Raw genomic sequence first — 22,143 nt, 5'->3', positions numbered from 1 at the left:
CCGTGAATCTCAGCCGAGGAAGGCGCGCAGGAGGGCCGTGGTGCCGTCGACGTGCTCGGTGACAGCCGTGCGGGCGGCCTCGGGGTCGCGGTCGCGGATGGCGTCGACGATCGCGATGTGCTGCACGCGGCTGTGCTCCAGGTTCTTGGCGAGCATGGGCATCGCGTCGAGGAGTTCGTTGAGCTTCATCCGGGTCTCGGCCAGGGCCGCCGTGAGGGAGGCGGAGCCGGTGAGCTCGGCGATGGTGAGGTGGAACGCCGTGTCGCGGCGGCGGTAGTCGTCGATGGTGGCGTCGTCGGCCTCGGCCAGGCGGGCGAGCAGGGTCTGCTCCTGGCCGGGGGTGAGGCCGGCCGCCGCCAGCCGGACCGCGGCGCCGACCTCCAGCACCTGGCGGAAGGTGAACAGGTCCTCCAGTTCGCCGCCCATGGCGCGCAGCTGGCGGCGGACTTCGTCGCGGCTGGGGCGCGGGGGGATGTAGGTGACGAAGGTGCCGCCGAAGCGGCCCCGGCGCGACTCGACGTAGCCGGACTCCTGGAGCGCGCGGATGGCCTCGCGCAGGGTGATGCGGCTGACCCCGAGCCGCACCGCGAGGTCGCGCTCAGCGGGGAAGCGCTCCCCGCGCGCCACGACACCGAGCTTGATGGCGGCGAGCAGCCGCTCGACCGTCTCCTCGAACGCGTTGCCCGCCCGCACCGGGCGGAAGACGGCGTCGGCCACCGGCTCATCGGACTCCGCGCCCGATCCGGCCCGCCCCTCGGACACGCCCACACCGTCCTCTGTCTGCTGCACGTCGCCCCCTGCATCGGGCGCCCGCTGATCGGGCCCCGCACACTCCTAACAGTAGGCGGCCTGCTCAGTTGAGCTCGGACTCCGCGCGCTCCAGGATCGCGAACTCCTCCTCGGGCGCGTTGGCCACCAGGCGGTGGCGGGAGTAGAACCAGAAGTAGGCGAGGAAGACGGCGAAGATCCCGGCCGTGATCAGCGCGCCGACGATGTCCACGAAGAACGTGGCGACGACCGCGCACAGCGCCAGCACCAGGGCGGTACCGGTGGTGACGACCCCGCCGGGGGTGCGGTAGGGGCGGGCCAGGCCGGGTTCGCGGCGGCGCAGGACGATGTGCGACACCATCATGAGCGTGTAGGAGACCGTGGCGCCGAAGACGGCGATGTTGATGAGCTGGTCGCCATTGGCCACGACGGTGGCCAGGACGAATCCGATGGTCCCCGGCACGATCAGCGCCATGTAGGGGGTCTGCCGCTTGCCGGTGACCGACAGCCACCGCGGCAGGTACCCGGCGCGCGAGAGAGCGAAGAGCTGGCGGGAGTAGGCGTAGATGATGGAGAAGAAGGAGGCCACCAGGCCGGCCAGGCCGATGTAGTTGACGATGTCGGCCAGCACGGTGTCGTCGCCGTGGACGCTGCGCAGCGCCTCGGGCAGGGGGTTGGTCGACTCCGCCATGAGGGCGGCCCCCGCCCCGCCCGGTGCGAGCACCAGCATGAGGGTGGCGGTGACCAGCAGCACGACCATGGCGCCGATGATCCCGCGGGGCATGTCGCGCTTGGGGTCGCGGGCCTCCTCGGCGGCGAGCGGCACCCCTTCGACCGCCAGGAAGAACCAGATCCCGAACACGAACGCGCCCAGCGCCCCGGCGAAGCCGTAGGGCAGGAACGCGCTGGCGCCGGCGGCGCCGGTGGGGGCGATGTCGAACAGGTTGGCGGGGTCGAACCCCGGGACCATGCCCACGACGAAGACCACCAGCGCGACCACGGCCACCCCGGTGATCGCGAACATCAGCCGCAGCGCCTCCCCCACGCCCCACAGGTGGATGCCGACGAAGACGGCATAGCAGGCGAGGTAGACCGGCCAGCTGTTGGTGATCCCGAACAGCCCGAGCGCCTCGACGTAGCCGCCGATGAAGACGGCGATCGCGGCCGGGGCGATGGCGTACTCGATCAGGATGGCGGTTCCGGTGGCGAACCCGCCGAGCGGCCCGAGCGCCCGCCGCGCGAAGCCGTAGCCCGCTCCCGCGGTGGGCAGGGCCGAGGCGAGTTCGGCCAGGCCGAGCACCATGAACAGGTACATGGCCCCCATGAGCAGCGTGGCGATGAGCAGCCCGCCCCAGCCGCCCTCGGCGAGCCCGAAGTTCCAGCCGGCGAAGTCGCCGGAGATGACGTAGGCGACGCCGAGGCCGGCGAGCAGGACCCACCCGGCTGCGCCGCGGCGCAGCCGGCGCTGGTCGAGGTACTCCGTGCTCTCGCGGGCGTATTCGGCGCCTTGGACGTGGACGGGGCGGCCGGTGGTGTCGTCGGGCATGGGCGCTCCTCACTCGGAGGACGGAGGGGAAAGGTATAAGGTCGGTCCTTTGGCTTATGGTTCCGCGACTATGCGCCCGCCGCCGGACGCCTGTCAAGGGGTGGGAACCACCCGTCACCAGGATCTCCCCGGCCGCCGTCATCTCGGGTTACGCAGGGTTTTCCGGCTCGTTTCGGCCCGGCCGCTCCATTGACATCTGTGCGCGCCGCGTGCTTCCATCCGACCAATGGTCTGGTCCTGGACCTTAAAGGCCGCCGCGGTGCCCCCGTGGCCCGGCGAGAGGAGCCCCAGGTGCACACCGACGACCGCGGTCCCGCACTGACGGTGGAACGGCTGCGCGCCGACGTGGAGTCGGGCGCGATCGACACCGTCCTGGTCGCCTTCACCGACATGCAGGGGCGGTTGCAGGGCAAACGGTTCTCGGGCCGGTTCTTCTGCGAGGAGGTGCTGCACGGCGGCACCGAGGGGTGCGACTACCTGCTCGCGGTCGACGTCGAGATGAACACGGTCGGCGGCTACGCCTCATCGTCCTGGGAGACCGGCTACGGCGACTTCGCGATGGTCCCCGACCTCGCCACCCTGCGCCGCACCCCCTGGCAGGAGGGCGCCGCAATGGTCACCGCCGACCTGCACCGCCACGACGGCTCCCCGGTGGCGGTGTCGCCGCGCCAGATCCTGCGCCGCCAGACCGACCGGCTGGCCGAACGGGGCTGGCGGGCCATGGTCGGCACCGAGCTGGAGTTCATCATCTACCGCGACTCCTACGAGGACGCCTGGAACCGCGGCTACCGCGACCTCACGCCCGCCAACCAGTACAACGTCGACTACTCGGTGCTGGGCGGGGCGCGGGTCGAGCCGCTGCTGCGCCGCATCCGCAACGAGATGACCGGCGCCGGGCTCTACGTGGAGTCGGCCAAGGGCGAGTGCAACCTCGGCCAGCACGAGATCGCGTTCCGCTTCGACGAGGCCGTGCGCACCTGCGACCACCACAACGTCTACCGCAACGGTGCCAGGGAGATCGCTGCGCAGGAGGGCGCGTCGATCACCTTCATGGCCAAGCCCAACGCCCGCGAGGGCAACTCCTGCCACATCCACATCTCCCTGCGCGGCGACGACGGCGCCCCCGTCCTGGCCGAGGGCGAGGGCCTGTCCGCCACCGGCCGCCACTTCCTCGCCGGCCAGCTGGCGGCCCTGCGGGAGCTGACCCTGTTCCTCGCGCCCAACATCAACTCCTACAAGCGCTACGTGCCCGGCAGCTTCGCGCCGACCTCGGTCGCCTGGGGCGTCGACAACCGCACCTGCGCGCTGCGGCTGGTCGGGCACGGCGGGAGCCTGCGCGTGGAGAACCGGGTGCCCGGCGGCGACGTCAACCCCTACCTCGCGGTCGCCGCCCTGATCGCCGGTGGGCTGAAGGGCATCGACAAAGGGCTGGAGCCGGGCGAGCCCTGTACCGGCAACGCCTACACCTCGAACGCGCCGACCGTGCCCACCACCCTGCGCGAGGCGCTGGAGCTGTGGGAGAACAGCGAGCTCGCGCGCGAGGCGTTCGGCGACGACGTCGTCGACCACTACGCCAACTACGCGCGGGTCGAACTCGCCGCCTTCGACTCCGCCGTCACCGACTGGGAGCTCTACCGCGGCTTCGAGCGGCTCTGAACGGGAGGGACCCGCACATGCACGCACCGGCCGGCCATCCGGTGATCGACCCGGCGACCGAAGAGGTGGTCGCCTCCGTCGCCCTGGCCTCCGTCGAGGAGACCGACGACGCCGTGGCGCGCGCCCGGGCGGCTTTCCCCTCGTGGCGGGCCGTCGCCCCCGGAGAGAGGGCGCGGCTGCTGCGCGCCGTCGCCGAGCGGATCGACGCCTGCATCGACGAGCTCGCCGACCTGGAGGTGCGCAACGCCGGCCACCCCCGCGCGCAGGCCCGCGGCGAGGCCGCCAACGCGCGCGACGTGTTCACCTACTACGCGGCCGCCCCCGAGCGCGCCGCGGGCCGGCAGATCCCGGTGCCCGGCGGGTGGAGCGTCACCTTCGCCGAACCGCTGGGCGTGGTGGGGGTGATCGTCCCCTGGAACTTCCCGATGCCGATCCTGGCCTGGGGCGCGGCCCCGGCGCTGGCGGCGGGCAACACCGTCATCGTCAAGCCGGCGGAGCTGACCCCGCTGACCGCGATCCGCATCGGCGAGCTCGCACGCGAGGCCGGCCTGCCCGACGGCGTGCTCCAGGTGCTCCCCGGCGCCGGGCCGGTGGCCGGCGAGCGGCTGGTGCGCCACCCCGATGTCGCCAAGATCGCCTTCACCGGCTCCACCGCCGTGGGCAAGCGGATCATGGCCGCCTGCGCCGCCGACGTCAAGCGCGTGACCTTGGAGCTGGGCGGCAAGAGCGCCAACATCGTCTTCGCCGACGCCGACCTGGAACGGGCGGCGGCCACCGCGCCCTACGGCGTCTTCGACAACGCCGGCCAGGACTGCTGCGCGCGCTCCCGCATCCTGGTGCAGCGCCCGGTGTTCGACCGCTTCATGGAGCTGCTGGAGCCCGCGGTGAAGGGCGTCGCCGTCGGCGACCCCCGCGACCCCGGCACCGAGATGGGGCCGCTGATCTCCGCCGCCCACCGCGAGAAGGTCGCCTCCTACGTCCCCGACGGCGCGCCGGTGGCCTTCCGCGGCACCGCCCCCGGCGGCCCCGGGTTCTGGTTCCCGCCGACCGTGCTGATGCCCGCGGACGCCGCCGACCCCGCGTTCCGCGAGGAGATCTTCGGCCCCGTGGTGTCGGTCCTGCCGTTCGACGGCGAGGACGACGCACTGCGCCTGGCCAACGACACCCCCTACGGGCTGGCGGGCTCGATCTGGACGCGTGACATCGGGCGGGCGCTGCGCGTGGCCCGGGGCGTTGCGGCCGGCAACCTGTCGGTCAACTCGCACTCGGCGGTGCGCTACTGGACCCCCTTCGGCGGGGTCAAGCAGTCGGGGATCGGGCGCGAGCTGGGCCCCGACGCGCTGGAGGGGTTCAGCGACACCAAGACGGTGTTCCTCTCCGACGACACCTGACCGCGAACGGCATGGGAGGCACAGGGATGCAGAGGTTCGAGGGCCGCGTGGCGGTCGTCACCGGCGCGGGCAGCGGGATCGGCCGGGCGAGTGCGCTGCGGCTGGCCGGCGAGGGCGCCACCGTCGTCGCGGTGGACCTGGACGAGGCCACCGGCACGGCGGTCGCCGAGGAGACCGGCGGGATGTTCATCCGCGCCGATGTCACCGACCCCGAGGCGGTGGAGGGCGTCTACGCGAGCGCGCACGCCGCCTACGGCAGCGTGGACGTCGCCTTCAACAACGCCGGGATCTCGCCGCCCGACGACGACTCCATCCTCGACACCGGCCTGGAGGCGTGGCGCCGCGTGCAGGAGGTCAACCTCACGTCGGTGTACCTGTGCTGCAAGCACGCGCTGCCCTACATGCGCGCCCAGGGCCGGGGCGCCATCGTCAACACCGCGTCGTTCGTGGCCACAATGGGGGCGGCGACCTCGCAGATCTCCTACACCGCCAGCAAGGGCGGGGTCCTGGCGCTCAGCCGTGAGCTGGGCGTGCAGTTCGCGCGCGAGGGCATCCGGGTCAATGCGCTCTCCCCGGGGCCGGTGAACACCCCGTTGCTGAAGGAGCTGTTCGCCAAGGACCCCGAGCGCGCCGCGCGCCGCCTGGTGCACGTGCCCCTGGGCCGGTTCGCCGAGGCCCACGAGATCGCCGCCGCGGTGGCGTTCCTGGCCAGCGACGACGCCGCCTTCATCACGGCGAGCAACTTCCTCGTGGACGGCGGAATCTCCGGCGCCTACGTGACACCGCTGTAGGATGGGAGGACGCGATGCCAGTGCCACCGGTCATCGGGATCACCGCCTACCGCGAGCAGGCGCGCTGGGGCGAGGCATGGGACATGCCGGCGACCCTGCTCCCCCAGGCCTACGCCGACGCGGTGGCCGCGGCCGGCGCCGCCCCCGTGCTGCTGCCGGTGGTGGCGGGGGTGGCCGCCGCGGCCGCCGGGCTGGACGGGCTGGTCCTGGCGGGCGGGGGCGACATCGCCCCCGCCCGCTACGGCGCGGCCGCCTCCGACCGCACCGCGGGCGTGCTCGACGACCGCGACACCGCGGAGTTCGCCCTGCTGGAGGCGGCGCTGGCGGGCGGGCTGCCGGTGCTGGGCATCTGCCGGGGGATGCAGGTGCTCAACGTCGCCTACGGGGGCACGCTGCACCAGCATCTGCCCGATGTCGTCGCCACCTCCGAGCACCGCGCGACCCCCGGCGTCTTCGGCACCCACCCGGTCCGGGTCGCCCCGGACAGCCTGACGGCGCGGGTGCACGGGCGCACCGAACTGGAGGTGGCGACCTACCACCACCAGGCCGTCGACACCGTGGGCGCCGGCCTGCGCGCGACGGCGTGGGCGGCCGACGGCACCGTCGAGGCCGTCGAGTGCCCGGCCGCCCCGCACCTCCTCGGCGTCCAGTGGCACCCCGAGATGGGGGCGGACCCGAGCGTCTTCCGCTGGCTGACGGAGATCAGCGCAGGGCGGCCAGCTGGGTAGTGGAGAAGGGCACGGTGTCGCCGGTGCGCCCGGTGAGGACCTTGCCGGCCCATTCGGGGTCGGCGATCAGGGCGCGGCCGACCGCTACGAGGTCGAACTCGTCTCGCTCGATGCGGTCGAGGAGGCGGTCGATGCCGGTCACCCGCGTCTGCTGGTCGCCGCTGAAGGCCGGGACCACATCGGCGTCGAGGCCCACCGAGCCGACCGTGACCGACGGCCTGCCGGTGAGCTTCTTCGCCCAGCCCGCGAGGTTGAGGTCCGACCCCGTGAACTCCGGGAGCCAGTAGCGCCGGGTGGAGGCGTGGAAGGCGTCGGCCCCGGCCTCGGCGATCGGGGCGAGGACGGCCTCAAGGCCCGCGGGCGTCTCGGCGAGCCGGGCATCGTAGTTGTCCGCCTTCCACTGGGAGGTGCGGAACACGATCGGGAAGCCGGGGGAGACGGCCGCGCGGCAGGCGGCCACGACGTCGGCTGCGAAGCGCGCCCGGGAGGCCGGGTCCCCGCCGTAGGGGTCGCCGCGGCGGTTGGTGGCCGCCCAGAGGAACTGGTCGATGAGGAAGCCGTGGGCGCCGTGCAGTTCGATGCCGTCGAAGCCCAGGCGCTCGGCGGTGGCGGCGGCGCCGGCGAAGGCGCCGATCACCGCGTCGATGTCGGCCAGGGTCATCGTGTGGCCGCGGCGGGTGCCGTCCAGGGCGGTGCCGGAGGGGCCCATGGCGGGCGCCTCGGGGAACGGGGGGTCGCCCGCGGAGCGGACCATGCCGACGTGCCAGAGCTGGGGCATGATCCGGCCGCCGGCACGGTGGACCCGCTCCACCACGTTGGCCCACCCGGCCAGGGCCGCGTCGCCGTGGAAGCGCGGGATCCTCTCGCTCAGCCCGGCCGAGGCGTGGCCGACGTAGGTGCCCTCGGTGATGATCAGCCCGGTTCCGCCGGCTGCGCGGCGGGCGTAGTACTCCGCGACGTCGTCGCCGGGGACGCCCCCCGGCGAGAAATAGCGGGTCATGGGCGCCATGACGATGCGGTTGGCCAGGGTGAGCCCGCCCAGGGTGAACGGGCGGGCCAGGGACGCGGCCGCAGGGATTTCTGTGCTGCTGGGGGACACGCGAAGCTCCTCGCTCGGTTCGGCCGTGCAGAACGCGCGGCGTGCGGGCGCTACGCTAAAACCTCACATTGACGTGAGATGCAAGTTCTGTGTCCCGAGCCACAGGGGGCCTCATGCGCATAGGCGAACTTGCGGCGCGCACTGGCGTGAGCGTGCGGTCGCTGCGGTACTACGAGGAGAAGCGCCTGCTGATCCCGCAGCGCAGCAGCAGCGGGCAACGGATCTACGCCGAGAGCGCCGTGCAGCGGGTCGTGGTGATCCAGGAGCTGTATGCGGCGGGACTGTCGAGCGCGGTGGTCCAGGGCCTGCTGCCATGGATCGAGGCCGGCGAGGAGGCCCCCCATCTGCTCGAGCGGCTGTACCACGAGCGCGAGCGGATCGACGGCCAGGTCCGTGGCCTCCTCGACGCCCGCGACCGGCTCGACACCGTCATCGCCTGCACCATCGCGCCGTCTCAGGAGTGGACCTGTGTCCCCCGGTCCGCCAGAGGGGGGTCGGCGTCGGCTCCGCCGATGCGCCCGCCGAAGCGGCGGGTGCGGCGCGAGGGCGGGGCCGTCCCGGCGGAGTCGGGGGCTTCGCGCGCGGCGGGCACCGCGGGGGATCCCGGTGGCCCCTCGGGACCCATTGGTCCCAAAGACCCCATAGGCCCCACTGACCCCACGGACCCCAGCGCATCGATGTCCTCGATCTCGACCAGCCCACTGGACGTGAGCGCCCAGTAGGCGTGGGTGGCCTCGCCGAACCAGACCACGATGCCGGGCAGGCGGCGCTCCAGCGCCGATGCCTTGCCGTGCTCGGGGGCGAACTCGACGCGGTGGCCGTTGAGCCGGGGCTGCCGCGCCGCGCGCCGGTCGCGGCAGGTCCGGTGCAGGCACCGCTCGCAGGGCGCGGGCGGCGCCGGCCGCCCGGCCGCCATGGCGCGGAAGTCCGCGAACGCCGGCGCAGAAGCGCTCTCGAATGCGTTGCCACCTGGGAAGCGGCTGGCGTGGGTCACCGGTTCCTCCTCTGCGTGCAGACGAGCCTGGGGATCGCGGGCCAGGGCGATGGATCGGGCGCCATCCCGGCCATTCTGTTACCGGCCCCGGCCGCCTCGGATTCGCGACATTGGGGTGCGTTCCCTCGGTCCGCGACATACCGCCAGATCAGCGGTCGGGACCGGTGTTTCCGGGCAGGTCGCCGCTCGCAGCGAACCGGACGCGGTGGTGCGCACCGCGTCCGTTGTCACCCCACGACGCCGCAAGGGCGCTCACCAGTCCCAGCCCTGGTCGTCAGACGCGCTCCAGGACCGCGGCCGTGGCCAGCGCTCCCCCCGCGCACATGGTGACCAGGGCACTCGCGGCGTCCCGGCGTTCGAGTTCGTGCAAGGCCGTGGTGACCAGCCGGACGCCCGTGGCGCCCACGGGGTGGCCGAGGGCGATGGCGCCGCCGTTGACGTTGACCCGGCCGGGGTCGGGGCGGTGCACGCGCGCCCAGGACAGCACCACCGACGCGAACGCCTCGTTGACCTCCACCAGGTCGATGTCGTCCAGGGCCATCCCGGCCGAGGCCAGCACCCGTTCGGTCGCGCGGACCGGGCCGTCCAGGTGGAAGTGCGGCTCGGCCCCCACCAGCGCCTGGGCGCGCAGCCGGGCCCGGGGGCGCAGGCCCAGCTCCCGGGCCCGCTCCCGGCTCATCAGCAGCACCGCGGCCGCGCCGTCGGAGATCTGTGAGGACGTCCCGGCGGTGTGCAGCGCTCCCTCGGCCACCGGGCGCAGCGCGGCGAGGCCGTCGGCGGTGGTGGGGCGCAGGCCCTCGTCGCGGGTGACCCGCCGTGTCTCCCCGGTCGCGGCGCCTTCGCGGTCGAGGACGGGGGCGTCGACGGCCACCGTCTCGCGGTCGAAGCGGCCCTGCGCCCAGGCGTCCGCGGCCAGCTCCTGCGAGCGCACCCCCCACGCCTCCAGGTCGGCGCGGCCGAGCCCGCGCCGGGCGGCGATGCGCTCGGCGGCGGTGAACTGGTCGGGCAGGTCCACCGTCCAGTCGCCGGGCCGGGGGTCGTCGGGCAGCACCGCGCGCCCCAGGGGCACCCGGCTCATGGCCTCCACCCCGCAGGCCACGGCCGTATCGACCACGCCGGCCCGGATCATCGCGGCGGCCACGTGCACCGCCTGCTGCGATGACCCGCACTGGGCGTCCAGGGTGGTGGCGCCGGTCTGCCACGGCAGCCCGGCGTAGAGCCATGCGTGCCGCCCGATGTGGTTGCCCTGCTCACCGCCCTGGGTGACGCACCCGGCGAAGACCTGGCCGACCTCGGTGGGGTCGATCCCGGCCCGCTCGACCACCGCCCGCTGGACCCGCGCGAGCAGCGCGACGGGCTTGACCCCCGCCAGCCACCCGCGCCTGCGCCCGATGGGGGTACGGACGGCTTCGACGATGACCGGGTCTCCCATGTCCGCCTCCCGAGGCGCCGCGGAGTCCCAACTATAACCTGTTCTATTTTTTCCGACAGGGGGCGGAGCGGCGCGAACGTGGGGTCGGTCACTCTCCCCCGGTTCACGGTTGCAGCCCGCGCGGGGCCGCATCACCCGGCGGCGGGGGCGTCCTCGAAGCCGGCCAGGAGGGGGGCGGCGGCGATCTCCAGGCGGGCGCGGACCTGGTCGAGGTCGCGGTGGCCCTTGAGGATCTCCAGGAGCTCGAAGATCCAGATGCTCGCCAGCGAGCCGACCAGCACGTAGCCCGGGGCGTCGCGGTCGGGCTCGCCCTCGGGGGCGCCGCCCTCCGGTGCCCCGGGGGTGTGCCCGGCCACGCGCCAGAGGAGGTCGGTGATGCGCGCGCCCAGCTCGGTCTTGACCTCGGCGAGGATGAGCGAGCGCACCAGCGCGTCGGCGAGCTCGGGCTCGCGCATCAGGCCGCGCGTGGCCCGCATCAGGACGTCGACCGCGCGCCCCGCTGCGGTGGGGTCGCCGGGCGGCCTGCGGCTGATGCTGTTCTCCAGGAGGTCGAGCTCCTCGGTGACCACCGCGACGACGAGGTCCATCTTGGACGGGAAGTACCGGTAGAGCGTGCCCAGCGCGACACCGGCGCGCTCGGCCACGGCGCGCATCTGCATGGCCTCGACGCCGCCGCGCAGCGCCAGCGCCGCCGCCGTCTGCACGATCCGCTTCCGGCGCTGGTTCTGGCTTCGCGACCGCACTCCGACCGGTGCCTGGACCCCCACGGCACGTCTCCCCTCGTCGTCATCCGCGGGCATGTCCGCCCCCGTCTCCCCATCACGGCGATGCGCCGGACCGCGTCGGACGCGCCCCCCGCGCGCGTTCCCGGCCGGCTCATAAGAACACGTTATCCAAGGATCCCCTACGCCATCCGGATTCGACAACAGCGGACACGTCCCCGTTACACGATGTTGAAGCGCCGCAGAGGGCTCACGCGCCGCCCTCTTCCCCCGCGGCGCAACGCCGAATAGAATCTGTTCTACTTTGCCGGACGGGAGGCCTGTGATGGACTTCGCCCTCGACCCGACCCAGGAGGAGCTGCGCCGCCTCGCCACCGACGTCTTCGACGGCGAGACCACCCCCGAGCGGCTGCGCCCCTACGACCCCGGCGCCCGCTCCGCACCGGCGCCCGGCCACGACACCGGCATCTGGGCGGCCGTCGCCCGCTCCGGGCTGATCGGCGCCGCACTCGCCGAGGACGCCGGCGGCACCGGCGGCGGCGCGGTCGAGGCCGCCATCGTGCTGCGCGAAGCCGCGGCGCGCGGCGCACCCGTCCCCGCGCTGGCCACCCTGGCCCTGGGGGCGCTGCCCGTCTCGTTGTGCGGCACCGCCGCACAGCGCGCCGCACTCGCGCCGGTGGCCGCCGGGCGGCGCATCCTCACCGCCGGGGTGGCCGAGCCCGGCCGCCACGACCCCGCCGACCCCGCCACCACGGCCGTCCGCGACGGCGCCGGCCTCGTCGTCACCGGCACCAAGGTCTCCGTCCCCCACGCCGCCGACGCCGACACGATCCTCGTCCCCGCACGGCTCGACGGCGGCGGCACCGGGGTCCTGCTCGTCCCCCGCGACACCGCCGGCCTCACCCTCACCCCCGAACCCACCGGCGCCGCCATCACCGCCGCCCATGTCGGCCTCGACGGCGCCCGGGTCCCCGCAGAGGCGCTGCTCGGCGGCGACACCACCGGCGCCGCCGCCCGCACCCTGCGCCGCTGCACCCTGGCGGGCCTGGCCGCGACCGTCTCCGGCGCGCTGGCCGCCGCCCTCGCCCTCACCACCGAGCACGTGCGCACCCGCCGCCAGTTCGGCCGCTCCCTCGCCGAACTCCAGGCCGTCACCATGAAGGTCGGCGACATCTACGTCGCCGCCCGCGCCCTGGACGCCGCCATGTGGGCCGGCGCCTGGCGGATCGACGCGCCCCCCGCCTCCGGGGAGCACGACACCGACGCCGTCCTCGCCGCCGCCGCACTGCTCATCACCGACCAGGCCCACGACGCCTTCTACACCGCCCAGCACCTCCACGGCGGCCTCGGCGTCGACGCCTCCTACCCCCTGCACCGCCACTTCTCCACCGCCGCATGGGCCGCCCGCCTCCTCGGCGGCACCGAGGCCCGCCTCGACGCGCTCGGCGACCTCGCGGTGCGCGACACCCCCGTCCACGCCCACGCCTAGCCAGGGGGCCGGCATGTTCATCGACCTCACCGACGAGCAGCGCAAACTCCGCGACGAGCTACGCGAGTACTTCGCCACGGCGATGACACCGCAGGAGCGCGCCGCACCCACCGACCCTGACGTCTACAAGCGGGTCATCCGGCGCATGGGCGCCGACGGCATGCTCGGCCTGGGCTGGCCCGCCGAGTACGGGGGGCGCGGCCTGGGCGCGCTGGAGCAGCAGATCTTCGTCAACGAGGTGACGCGCGCCGAGGTGCCCTACCCCCTGGTCACGCTGCAAACGGTCGGCCCCACCCTCCAGCGCTACGGGACACCGGAGCAGAAGGAGGCGTTCCTGCCGGGCATCCTCGCCGGGGAGATCCACTTCGCCATCGGCTACACCGAGCCCGAGGCAGGCACCGACCTGGCGTCGCTGCGCACCACCGCCGTCCGCGGCGCCGACGGCGGCTTCACCGTCAACGGGCAGAAGATCTACACCTCCGGCGCGCACTACAGCGACCACATCTGGCTGGCCGCGCGCACCGACCCCGACGCCCCGCGCCACAAGGGCATCTCGATCCTGATCGCCGACACCGCCGACCCCGGGTTCTCCTGGACCCCCATCGTCACCGCCGACGGCCACCACCACACCAACACCACCTACTACTCCGACGTCCACGTGCCCGCCGACCGTGTGGTGGGCCAGGTGAACCAGGGGTGGCGGCTCATCACCGAGCAGCTCAACCACGAACGGCTCACCCTGGGCCCCTCCGGCAACATCGCCCACCTCTACGACCGGTTCCTGCACTGGGCCACGGCCGTCCCCGCCGGCGGCGGCCCGCCTCCGGCCGACGAGCCCGCCGTGCGCCGGGCCCTGGGCCGCGTGCACGCCTACCTGCGCGTCAACGAGCTGCTGAACTGGCAGGTGGCCGCCTCCATCGACACCGGCTGGCTGGGCGCCCCCGACGCCTCGGCCAACAAGGTCTACGGGTCCGAGCGCCTCCAAGAGGTGCCGCGCCTGATCGCCGACACCGTGGCCCGCTTCGGCGACACCGCCGACCCCCGCACCCGCGACCTGCTCGCCCGCCTGGACACCGGGGCCAAGGGGTCGCTGGTCATGACCTTCGGCGGCGGCGTCAACGAGGTGCAGCGCGAGCTGATCGCCACCCTCGGCCTCGGCCTGCCCCGCGCCCCCCGTTAGGAAGGCCCCCGTGACCGCTGAGACCACCGGACCCGCCCTGGACGAGCGCCTGGAAGCGCTCACCGCCGCGGCCCGCGACCGCGGCGAGGTCGACGGCGGCCCCGCGCCCGACCCGGTCAACACCCCCATGATCCGCCACTGGGTCCAGGCCATGGGCGACGCCTGCCCGGTCTACCTCGACGCCGGCGCCGCGCAGCGGGCGGGCCACAGCGGGGTGGTCGCCCCGCCGGCGATGCTCCAGGTGTGGACGATGCGCGGCTACGGCGCGCCGGAGGCCGCCGGGGGCAGCGCCGTGGACGACCTCCTCGCCTGCTTCGACGCGGCCGGGTACCGCGGCGTCGTCGCCACCGACTGCGAGCAGACCTACGACCGCTACCTGCACCCCGGCGAGCACCTGCGGTCGGCCACCCGGTTCGGCGGCCTGACCGGCCCCAAGCGCACCGCCATGGGCACCGGGTACTTCCTGACCTGGTACACCACCTGGTACAGCGATCGCGAGGGGGAACGGGTCGGCGAGATGCTGTTCCGCATCCTGAAGTTCCGGCCCGCCCGGGACGGCGCGCCCGCTCCCCCGCCGCCCGCTGCCTCCGCCCAGGGCGCCGACGCCGCCGACTACCCGCTGCGCCCGGCCCGCAGCCCCGACACCGACTTCTTCTGGGCGGGCGCCGAGGCGGGCGAGCTGCGCATCCAGCGCTGCGCCGGCTGCGGCGCCCTGCGCCACCCGCCCGGCCCGATGTGCCCCCACTGCCACTCCACCGACCGCGGCTACGTGGTCGCCTCGGGCGAGGGCACGGTCTACAGCCACGTCGTGCACCATCACCCGCCCATCCCCGGCCGCACGGCGCCGTTCGCGGTGGCCGTGGTGGCGCTGCCCGAGGGGGTGCGCGTGGTGGGCAACGTGGTGGGGACGGACCCCGGCCGCGTCCGCTCGGGGATGGCCGTGCGCGTCGAGTTCGAGCGCGTCGCCCCCGACCTCGTCCTGCCGCAGTGGCGGCGCGCCCCCGACCCCGGCGGCGGCCCCGGCACCCCGCTGCCGGAGCTGCGGCTGCCCCTGTCGCGCACCTCGGTCGTCGCCATGGCGCTGGCCACACGCGACTTCCAGGACGTGCACCACGACCCCGACCTCGCGCGCGCCCAAGGCTCGGCCGACGTGTTCGTCAACATCCTCACCACCCAGGGGCTCGTGCAGCGCTTCGTGACCGACTGGGCCGGGCCCGGCGCCCACGTCCACGCATCGGCGATCCGGCTCGGCGCCCCCGCCTACGCCGGCGACACCCTGGTCCTGGGCGGCGAGGTCACCGCACGCACGGGGACGGGCGACGACGAGCGGACCACCGTCGCGGTGCGCGGCACCACCTCGGCCGGGCCCCACGTGACGGGCACGGTCACCCTCGGCCCCGGCGGGCACGGACCCCGGGAAGGGGACGCATGACGGGGCTGAGCGGCGCCGCCGCGATCGCGGGCATCGGGGCCACCGAGTTCTCCAAGGAGTCCGGCCGCAGCGAGCTGCGGCTGGCCGCCGAGGCCACCGTGGCCGCCCTGCACGACGCCGGGCTATCGGCCGCCGACGTCGACGGCATGGTGACCTTCACCCAGGACTCCAGCCAGGAGATCGCGGTGGCCCGGGAGATCGGCGCCGGCCCGCTGCGGTTCTTCAGCCGGGTGGAGTACGGCGGCGGCGCGGCCTGCGCGACCGTCGCCCAGGCCGCCATGGCCGTGGCCACCGGGCAGGCCGACGTGGTGGTGGCCTACCGCGCATTCAACGAGCGCAGCGGCCACCGCTTCGGCCGGGCCGCCCCCGGCACCCACCGGGCGCCCTCCTCCCAGGGGCTGGAGATGGGCTGGCACGTGCCGTTCGGGCTGGCCACCCCGGCCGGGTGGGTGGCCATGTGCGCCCGCCGCTACATGGACGCCTACGGGGCCACGAGCGAGGACTTCGGCCGGGTCGCGGTGGCCGCGCGCCGCCACGCCGCCACCAACCCGGCCGCGTGGTTCCACGGCCGCCCCATCACCCTTGAGGAGCACCAGGCGTCGCGCTGGGTGGTGGAGCCCCTGCACCTGCTGGACTGCTGCCAGGAGAGCGACGGCGGGGTGGCGCTGGTGGTCACCTCCACCGAGCGGGCACGCGACCTGCGCCGCCCCCCGGCGGTCATCACGGCCGCCGCCCAGGGGTCGGCGCCGGGCCAGATGATGATGGCGTCGTTCTACGACGACGACATGGCGGGCCTGCCCGCGATGGGCGTCGTGGGCGAGGGCCTGTGGCGGCAGTCGGGGCTGGGCCCGGCCGACATCGCCACCGCCGTGCTCTACGACCACTTCACCCCGTTCGTGCTGGCCCAGCTGGAGGAGCTGGGGTTCTGCGAACGGGGCGAAGCGCGGCACTTCGCCGCCGGCGGCGGCCTGGAGATCGGCGGCCGACTGCCGGTCAACACCCACGGCGGCCAGCTCGGCGAGGCCTACATCCACGGGATGAACGGGATCGCCGAAGCGGTACGCCAGGTGCGGGGTACGGCGGCCAACCAGGTACCCGGCGTCGACCACACCCTCGTCACAGCAGGCACGGGCGTCCCCACCAGCGGCCTGATCCTCAGCCGCGACTGACATCGGCCGGCCCCTTCCCCCGGCACGACCGTGCCGGGGGTGATCGCCGCCGTCGGGCCCGCGTTTCTGGGAGCACCGGTGCCCTCCCGCCGTCCGGCACGCGGAAGTGGAACGTATTCTAGAACGGAATTCGGTTCCGGCTGCGGACCCATTTTTCTGAGAGGCGGGGGCCCATGCGCGAAATGCCACCGGTGGAGGATCTGGGCAACGGCATGTGGAGCGTGCCCGTGCCGATCCCCGGCAATCCGCTCGGCTACACCCTCGTCTACGTCCTGGAGAGCGCACAGGGCCCGGTCCTGGTCGACGCCGGGTGGGAGCACGAGGACTCCCTGCGCGCCCTCACCGACGGCCTGGCGGCCGCAGGGACCGGCATCGCGGAGGTGCGCGGGGTGGTGGTCACCCACTTCCACCCCGACCACTCCGGCCTGGCGGGGCGGGTACGCGACGCCTCCGGCGCCTGGATCGCCATGCACCACGCCGATGTCGACATGGTCCGCCACATCAGATCGCTCGACCCCGCCGCGCAGAGCCGGCTGGAGACCGGCCAGCTGCGCGCGGCCGGGGCCTCCGCCGAGGAGATCGCGGCCTACACCGAGCTCGGCCCCCGCCTGGACCCGCCCGCCCTGCCCGACCGCCCGCTGTCCCACGGGGACCTGGTGGACCTGCCCGACCGCAAGCTGCGGGTGGTGTGGACCCCGGGGCACTCCCCCGGCCACATCTGCCTCCACCTGGAGGACGGCGACCACCTGTTCACCGGCGACCACGTCCTGCCCCGCATCACCCCCCACATCGGCCTCTACCCCTTCGACGACGCCTCCGGCGACCCCCTGGGCGCCTTCCTCGACTCGCTGGCGCAGATCCACGACGACGTCGGCTCCGCCGAGGCGCTGCCCGCCCACGAGCACCGATTCACCGGCATCGCCGCGCGCACCGCCGAGATCATGGACCACCACGAGCGCAAGCTCGACCTCCTCGCCGCGCTGCTGGGCCGCAACCCGGCGACCCTGTGGGAACTGGCGGCGGCGCTGCCCTGGCAGCGCGGCTGGGCGCACCTGCCGGTGCACGCCCGCCGCATGGCGGCCTCGGAGACGGCGGCCCACCTGCGCACCCTGGAGCGCCGCGGGCGGGCACTGCGCCGCACCGCCCCCGGCGGCGTCCTGGAATGGACCGCTCCCACCGCCCGGAACTGAGCGCCCGCCCCGCCACCTCCGGTAACGGGTCACACCTTTCCGAACTCCCCCGGAGCGCCCATACTAGAACGCGTTCTACATAGTTCGTCGTTCGCGCGGGAGCGCCCATGACCACGACCGGACCCACCTCGACCGCCTCCACCACCCGGCTCGACGGCAGGGTGGCCGTCGTCACCGGCGCCGGGCAGGGCCTGGGCCGCGCCCACGCACTCGCCCTGGCCGCGCAGGGGGCCGCACTCGTCCTCAACGACCTCGGCGACACCGTCCACGGCGTCGCCGAGGAGATCACCGCCACCGGCGGCCACGCCACCGCCCTCACCGGCGACGTCGCCGACACCGGACACGGGGCCGCGCTCGTCGCCGCCGCCCTCTCCACCCACGGCCGGCTCGACATCCTGGTCAACAACGCCGGGCTCACCCGCGACCGGATGCTGTTCAACATGGGCGAGGACGACTGGGACACCGTCGTCCGGGTCCACCTCAAAGGCCACTTCAGCACGTCGCGCGCCGCCGCCCGCCACTGGCGCGACACCGCCAAGCGCACCGGCCGCCCCGGCTACGGGCGCATCGTCAACACCGCATCCGAGGCGTTCCTGCTCGGCTCCCCCGGCCAGGCCAACTACGCCGCGGCCAAGGGCGGCATCGCCGCGCTGACCACCAGCTCCGCCCACGCCCTGGCCCGCTACGGGGTCACCGCCAACGCCATCTGCCCGCGGGCCCGCACCGCGATGACCGGCGAGGTCTTCGGACCCGCGCCCGCCGAAGGCCCCGACCCCCTGGGCCCCGAGCACGTCGCCCCGCTGGTGGGCTACCTCGCCTCCCCCGCCGCCGGGCACGTCACCGGCCAGGTGTTCGTCGTGCACGGCGGGGTCATCGGCGTCATGGCCCCGCCCTCGGTCGCCACCGCCGTCCGCGCCGAGGGCGGCTGGCGGGCCGCCGACCAGGTGGCCGCCGCGCTTGCACCCGTCGACCTGCCCGAACACGGCTTCGTCTGCGCCGACGTCGAGAAGCTGGCGTGACCGCATGCCGACGCAGCGCGACCACGACCCGTCTCCACCGCCCGCATCCGGCATAAGATCCGGGTAGGCGACAATTCGGGCACAGGGACCACATATTAAACTGCTGGGTAACTTTCGGGGCACGCGCGACCCGCGGTGGCCGCCACCACCGCGAGCGACGAACGAGGTGACGAGTGACCCTGCCGGCCGGAACAGCACCACCCCCCGCGACGCCCGCCGGCCCGCCCGGACCCCGCACGCCCACCGCCGCCCGACAGCGGCGGCCCCTCCTCCCGCAGTGGGCTCACCGGCGCGCCCCTGCCGCCCCGCCCGCGGCCACCGCCGCACCCCTCACCCACCACATCCCGCCGATGGGTCAACCACATGCCGAACACCGACCGCCCCCTGCGCGTCGCCCTCCTCTCCTACCGCAGCAAACCGCACTGCGGCGGACAGGGGGTCTACATCCGCCACCTCTCACGCGAGCTGGCAGCGCTCGGCCACCGGGTCAGCGTCTTCTCCGGCCAGCCCTACCCCGACCTCGATGAGGGCGTGATCCTGGAGAAGGTCCCCAGCCTCGACCTCTACAACGACGCCAACCCCTTCGTCGCGCCACCCATGCGCGAATGGCGCGACTGGATCGACGCCCTGGAAGTCGGCACCATGTGGACCGCCGGGTTCCCCGAACCCCTCACCTTCTCCCTGCGCGCCCTGCGCGAGCTCTACCGCCGGCGCGCCGAGTTCGACGTCCTCCACGACAACCAGACCCTCGGCTACGGCCAGCTCGGCCTCCAGGCCGCCGGGTTCCCGATGGTCACCACCATCCACCACCCCATCACCGTCGACCGCCGCATCGAGCTGGAGGAGGCCACCGGCTGGCAGCGGCTGTCCAAGCGCCGGTGGTACGGCTTCGTGGGCATGCAGGGACGCGTCGCCCGCCGGCTGCGCCCCATCCTCGTCCCCTCCCGCTCCTCCGCCGACGACATCGTCCGCGAGTTCGGCGTGCAGCGCTCCGCCATCGACGTCGTCCCCCTCGGCGTCGACACCCGCACCTTCCACCCCCGGCCCGACGTCGAACGCGTCCCCGGCCGGCTGGTCTGCGTGGCCAGCGCCGACAGCCCCCTCAAAGGCGTCGCCACCCTCCTGCACGCCACCGCCAAACTCGCCACCGAACGCGACGTCTCCCTGACCGTCGTCAGCCGCCCCCGCGCCGGAGGACCCACCGACCTGCTCGTCGACGAGCTGAGCCTGCGCGACCGCGTCACCTTCGTCAGCGGCATCGACGACGGCGAACTCGCCCGCCTCCTCGCCTCCGCCGAGGTCGCGGTGGTCCCCTCCTTCTACGAGGGGTTCTCCCTGCCCGCCGTCGAGGCGATGGCCTGCGCCACCCCCCTCGTCGCCAGCCGCGCCGGAGCCATCCCCGAGGTGGTCGGCACCGGCGGCGACACCGGGCGCCTCATCACCCCCGGAGACCCCGAGGAGCTCGCCGCCGCCGTCGGCGCCCTCCTCGACGACCCCGCCGAACGGGCCCGCATGGGCGCCGCGGCCTTGGAACGCGTCCAGGCCCGGTTCACCTGGCGGGCGGTCGCCGACGCCACCGCGCGCCGGTACGCCGAGTCCATCGCCGCCTCCTCCCCGCGGCCGCACCGGCGGCCCCGGCCGGCACCCGCGACCCGTACGACCCGAAGGAGCCACCACTGATCACCGTCGACTTCACCCTCTTGCCCGTCGGCCCGGGAGACCGCGTCCTCGACCTCGGCTGCGGCGGCGGCCGCCACGCCTTCGAGATCTACCGCCGCGGCGCCGACATCGTGGCCTTCGACCAGAACGAGAACGACCTCGCCGACGTCGCCGCCATGTTCGCCGCCATGCGCGCCGAAGGCGAGGCCCCCGCCGGAGCCGAGGCCGACACCGTCAAAGGCGACGCGCTCGACATGCCGTTCGACGACGCCTCCTTCGACCGCATCGTCGCCGCCGAGATCTTCGAGCACCTCCCCCACGACACCGCGGCCATGGCCGAGCTCTACCGCGTGCTCCGGCCCGGCGGGATCGCCGCCGTCACGGTCCCCAGCTGGCTGCCCGAACGGGTGTGCTGGGCGCTGTCGGAGGACTACCACACCGTCGAAGGCGGCCACATCCGCATCTACACCCGCGCCGAACTCGAGGCCAAGCTCAAGGCCACCGGCTTCCAGATCGGCCCGCACCACCACGCCCACGCCCTGCACTCCCCCTACTGGTGGATCAAGTGCGCCGTGGGCACCGGCAACGACACCCACCCGCTCGTCGCCGCCTACCACCGCATGCTGGTGTGGGACATCCTCAAGGCCCCCCGGCTCACCCGCATCACCGAACGGGTGCTCAACCCGGTGATCGGCAAGAGCGTCGTCGTCTACCTGCGCAAACCGCCCGGCGGCCCGGCGGCCGGCACCGGCGCAGGGGACGGCGTATGAACTCACCCGACCTCCCCGAACTCCCCGGCGTCCTCAGCGCGGACGACATCGCCCGGTCCGCCGGCCACCTACTCCACTGCCAGACCCCCGACGGCGCCATCCCCTGGTTCCCCGGCGGCCACCTCGACCCCTGGGACCACGTCGAATGCGCCATGGCGCTGAGCGCCACCGGGCACACCGCCGCCGCCCGCGACGCCTACCGCTGGCTGGCCGGCCGCCAGGGCGCCGACGGATCCTGGCCCGCCAAGATCCGCCAGCACCGGGTCGCCGCCCCCGTCCGGGAGGCCAACCACGCCGCCTACCCCGCCGTGGGGATATGGCACCACCTGCTCATCACCGGCGACGAGGACTTCGCCCGGGACATGTGGCCGATGGTGCGCGGCGGCATCGACTTCGCCCTCGGCCTGCGCACCGGCCGCGGCGAGATCCAATGGGCGCGCGACCCCGGGGGCGCCCCCGGCGACCACGCGCTGCTCACCGCCTGCGCCAGCATCCACCAGGCCCTGCGGTGCGCGGCCGCCCTCGGCGACCGGCTCGGCCGGCCCCAGCCCGACTGGGAACTGGCGGCGGCGCAGCTGGGCCACCTCGTGGCCGACCACGAACCCCTCTTCGCCGACCGCTCCCGCTACTCCATGGACTGGTACTACCCCATCCTCGGCGGCGCCGTGCGCGGCCCCGCCGCCAAGGAGCGCATCGACACCCGCTGGGACACGTTCGTGGTCCCCGGGCTGGGCATCCGGTGCGTCGACGACCAGCCGTGGGTGACCGGGGCCGAGACCTCCGAACTCGTCCTCGCCCTCGCCGCCATGGGCGAGACCGACACGGCGACCCGGCTGCTCGCCGACGTCCAGCACCTGCGCGACCCCGACGACGGCGCCTACTGGACCGGCTACCAGTTCGCGCAGGACGTGCTGTGGCCGGTGGAGCGCAGCACGTGGACGGCGGCGGCCGTCATCCTCGCCGCCGACGCCCTCTGCGGCGCGACACCGGGGGCGGGGGTGTTCGCCGACGCCCCGCCGGCGGCCGCGCCGCCGTTCCCCGACGCGTGCGGATGCGCGGCGCTCGTGCACTGAGAACCGGCGCAAGCGAAACGGCGGTGGCCGCCCCC

Annotated in this window: 19 protein-coding genes; 14 read left to right on the top strand and 5 right to left on the bottom strand. The window is 74.3% G+C overall.

Annotated elements, in window-relative coordinates:
- Positions 1 to 9 precede the first annotated feature (9 nt).
- A complete protein-coding gene (locus ACFOVU_RS04340) occupies positions 10 to 762 on the bottom strand; it encodes a FadR/GntR family transcriptional regulator (protein WP_378531150.1) in 753 nt (250 codons plus the stop codon).
- A gap of 91 nt (positions 763 to 853) precedes the next feature.
- Positions 854 to 2,314 (bottom strand): ethanolamine permease, encoded by a 1,461-nt coding sequence (eat, locus tag ACFOVU_RS04335; RefSeq protein ID WP_378529993.1) that lies wholly within the window; start codon positions 2,312 to 2,314, stop codon positions 854 to 856.
- A 291-nt stretch (positions 2,315 to 2,605) separates the two neighbouring features.
- On the opposite strand from eat, the gene ACFOVU_RS04330 reads away from it, so the two are divergent.
- The 4 genes from ACFOVU_RS04330 to ACFOVU_RS04315 are packed head-to-tail and all read left to right on the top strand — an operon-like array spanning position 2,606 to position 6,880.
- Positions 2,606 to 3,970: a glutamine synthetase family protein gene (locus ACFOVU_RS04330; RefSeq protein ID WP_378529992.1), complete on the top strand. Its 1,365-nt coding sequence runs from the start codon at positions 2,606 to 2,608 to the stop codon at positions 3,968 to 3,970.
- Between the two features lie 17 nt (positions 3,971 to 3,987).
- On the top strand, positions 3,988 to 5,361 hold the full coding sequence (locus ACFOVU_RS04325; RefSeq protein ID WP_378529990.1) for an aldehyde dehydrogenase family protein: 1,374 nt from the start codon (positions 3,988 to 3,990) through the stop codon (positions 5,359 to 5,361).
- Between the two features lie 26 nt (positions 5,362 to 5,387).
- Positions 5,388 to 6,152: a 3-oxoacyl-ACP reductase gene (locus tag ACFOVU_RS04320; protein WP_378529988.1), complete on the top strand. Its 765-nt coding sequence runs from the start codon at positions 5,388 to 5,390 to the stop codon at positions 6,150 to 6,152.
- A 14-nt stretch (positions 6,153 to 6,166) separates the two neighbouring features.
- Entirely contained in the window at positions 6,167 to 6,880 is a 714-nt protein-coding gene (locus ACFOVU_RS04315) for a gamma-glutamyl-gamma-aminobutyrate hydrolase family protein (protein WP_378529986.1), read from the top strand.
- Here ACFOVU_RS04315 and ACFOVU_RS04310 read toward each other — a convergent pair.
- Positions 6,855 to 7,979 (bottom strand): NADH:flavin oxidoreductase, encoded by a 1,125-nt coding sequence (locus ACFOVU_RS04310; RefSeq protein ID WP_378529984.1) that lies wholly within the window; start codon positions 7,977 to 7,979, stop codon positions 6,855 to 6,857. The two genes, ACFOVU_RS04315 and ACFOVU_RS04310, sit on opposite strands and share 26 nt — an antisense overlap.
- A 113-nt stretch (positions 7,980 to 8,092) precedes the next feature.
- On the opposite strand from ACFOVU_RS04310, the gene ACFOVU_RS04305 reads away from it, so the two are divergent.
- On the top strand, positions 8,093 to 8,701 hold the full coding sequence (locus ACFOVU_RS04305) for a MerR family transcriptional regulator (protein ID WP_378529983.1): 609 nt from the start codon (positions 8,093 to 8,095) through the stop codon (positions 8,699 to 8,701).
- 546 nt (positions 8,702 to 9,247) lie between these two features.
- On the opposite strand, the gene ACFOVU_RS04300 is transcribed toward ACFOVU_RS04305, so the two are convergent.
- A complete protein-coding gene (locus tag ACFOVU_RS04300) occupies positions 9,248 to 10,405 on the bottom strand; it encodes a steroid 3-ketoacyl-CoA thiolase (RefSeq protein ID WP_378529981.1) in 1,158 nt (385 codons plus the stop codon).
- A gap of 131 nt (positions 10,406 to 10,536) precedes the next feature.
- Complete coding sequence (locus ACFOVU_RS04295) at positions 10,537 to 11,172, bottom strand: TetR family transcriptional regulator (protein ID WP_378531148.1); 636 nt, start codon at positions 11,170 to 11,172, stop codon at positions 10,537 to 10,539.
- A 280-nt stretch (positions 11,173 to 11,452) separates the two neighbouring features.
- Here ACFOVU_RS04295 and ACFOVU_RS04290 point away from each other — a divergent pair, with 280 nt between their 5' ends.
- The 9 genes from ACFOVU_RS04290 (at position 11,453) to ACFOVU_RS04250 (ending at position 22,108) form a co-directional block, all read left to right on the top strand.
- Positions 11,453 to 12,616 carry an acyl-CoA dehydrogenase family protein gene (locus tag ACFOVU_RS04290; protein ID WP_378529980.1) on the top strand — a complete coding sequence of 388 codons (1,164 nt, stop codon included), beginning with the start codon at positions 11,453 to 11,455 and terminating at the stop codon, positions 12,614 to 12,616.
- Positions 12,617 to 12,629: 13 nt separating this feature from the next.
- The gene (locus ACFOVU_RS04285) at positions 12,630 to 13,796 is read left to right on the top strand and encodes an acyl-CoA dehydrogenase family protein (RefSeq protein WP_378529979.1); all 1,167 of its coding nucleotides are present in this window, start codon (positions 12,630 to 12,632) and stop codon (positions 13,794 to 13,796) included.
- A gap of 10 nt (positions 13,797 to 13,806) precedes the next feature.
- Positions 13,807 to 15,228 carry an OB-fold domain-containing protein gene (locus ACFOVU_RS04280; RefSeq protein WP_378529978.1) on the top strand — a complete coding sequence of 474 codons (1,422 nt, stop codon included), beginning with the start codon at positions 13,807 to 13,809 and terminating at the stop codon, positions 15,226 to 15,228.
- A complete protein-coding gene (locus tag ACFOVU_RS04275; protein ID WP_378529977.1) occupies positions 15,225 to 16,397 on the top strand; it encodes a lipid-transfer protein in 1,173 nt (390 codons plus the stop codon). The genes ACFOVU_RS04280 and ACFOVU_RS04275 overlap by 4 nt, the downstream gene beginning before the upstream one ends.
- Before the next feature lie 173 nt (positions 16,398 to 16,570).
- The gene (locus ACFOVU_RS04270) at positions 16,571 to 17,587 is read left to right on the top strand and encodes an MBL fold metallo-hydrolase (RefSeq protein ID WP_378529976.1); all 1,017 of its coding nucleotides are present in this window, start codon (positions 16,571 to 16,573) and stop codon (positions 17,585 to 17,587) included.
- Between the two features lie 107 nt (positions 17,588 to 17,694).
- Positions 17,695 to 18,606 carry an SDR family NAD(P)-dependent oxidoreductase gene (locus ACFOVU_RS04265; protein WP_378529975.1) on the top strand — a complete coding sequence of 304 codons (912 nt, stop codon included), beginning with the start codon at positions 17,695 to 17,697 and terminating at the stop codon, positions 18,604 to 18,606.
- Between the two features lie 363 nt (positions 18,607 to 18,969).
- The gene (locus tag ACFOVU_RS04260; RefSeq protein WP_378529974.1) at positions 18,970 to 20,286 is read left to right on the top strand and encodes a glycosyltransferase family 4 protein; all 1,317 of its coding nucleotides are present in this window, start codon (positions 18,970 to 18,972) and stop codon (positions 20,284 to 20,286) included.
- Complete coding sequence (locus ACFOVU_RS04255) at positions 20,283 to 21,035, top strand: class I SAM-dependent methyltransferase (protein WP_378531146.1); 753 nt, start codon at positions 20,283 to 20,285, stop codon at positions 21,033 to 21,035. The genes ACFOVU_RS04260 and ACFOVU_RS04255 overlap by 4 nt, the downstream gene beginning before the upstream one ends.
- Positions 21,032 to 22,108, top strand: coding sequence for a prenyltransferase (locus ACFOVU_RS04250; protein WP_378529973.1), 1,077 nt, complete (start codon positions 21,032 to 21,034; stop codon positions 22,106 to 22,108). The genes ACFOVU_RS04255 and ACFOVU_RS04250 overlap by 4 nt, the downstream gene beginning before the upstream one ends.
- Positions 22,109 to 22,143 lie beyond the last annotated feature (35 nt).

This window comes from Nocardiopsis sediminis (genome assembly GCF_042650565.1).
Taxonomy (GTDB): domain Bacteria; phylum Actinomycetota; class Actinomycetes; order Streptosporangiales; family Streptosporangiaceae; genus Nocardiopsis_B; species Nocardiopsis_B sediminis.
This window is presented reverse-complemented; position numbering and strand designations above follow the sequence as displayed.

Coding starts and splice junctions, on each gene's coding strand:
- eat (WP_378529993.1), bottom strand. CDS start 2,314: ATGCCCGACGACACCACCGGCCGCCCCGTCCACGTCCAAGGCGCCGAA.
- ACFOVU_RS04325 (WP_378529990.1), top strand. CDS start 3,988: ATGCACGCACCGGCCGGCCATCCGGTGATCGACCCGGCGACCGAAGAG.
- ACFOVU_RS04320 (WP_378529988.1), top strand. CDS start 5,388: ATGCAGAGGTTCGAGGGCCGCGTGGCGGTCGTCACCGGCGCGGGCAGC.
- ACFOVU_RS04315 (WP_378529986.1), top strand. CDS start 6,167: ATGCCAGTGCCACCGGTCATCGGGATCACCGCCTACCGCGAGCAGGCG.
- ACFOVU_RS04305 (WP_378529983.1), top strand. CDS start 8,093: ATGCGCATAGGCGAACTTGCGGCGCGCACTGGCGTGAGCGTGCGGTCG.
- ACFOVU_RS04300 (WP_378529981.1), bottom strand. CDS start 10,405: ATGGGAGACCCGGTCATCGTCGAAGCCGTCCGTACCCCCATCGGGCGC.
- ACFOVU_RS04290 (WP_378529980.1), top strand. CDS start 11,453: ATGGACTTCGCCCTCGACCCGACCCAGGAGGAGCTGCGCCGCCTCGCC.
- ACFOVU_RS04285 (WP_378529979.1), top strand. CDS start 12,630: ATGTTCATCGACCTCACCGACGAGCAGCGCAAACTCCGCGACGAGCTA.
- ACFOVU_RS04275 (WP_378529977.1), top strand. CDS start 15,225: ATGACGGGGCTGAGCGGCGCCGCCGCGATCGCGGGCATCGGGGCCACC.
- ACFOVU_RS04270 (WP_378529976.1), top strand. CDS start 16,571: ATGCGCGAAATGCCACCGGTGGAGGATCTGGGCAACGGCATGTGGAGC.
- ACFOVU_RS04265 (WP_378529975.1), top strand. CDS start 17,695: ATGACCACGACCGGACCCACCTCGACCGCCTCCACCACCCGGCTCGAC.
- ACFOVU_RS04260 (WP_378529974.1), top strand. CDS start 18,970: ATGCCGAACACCGACCGCCCCCTGCGCGTCGCCCTCCTCTCCTACCGC.
- ACFOVU_RS04250 (WP_378529973.1), top strand. CDS start 21,032: ATGAACTCACCCGACCTCCCCGAACTCCCCGGCGTCCTCAGCGCGGAC.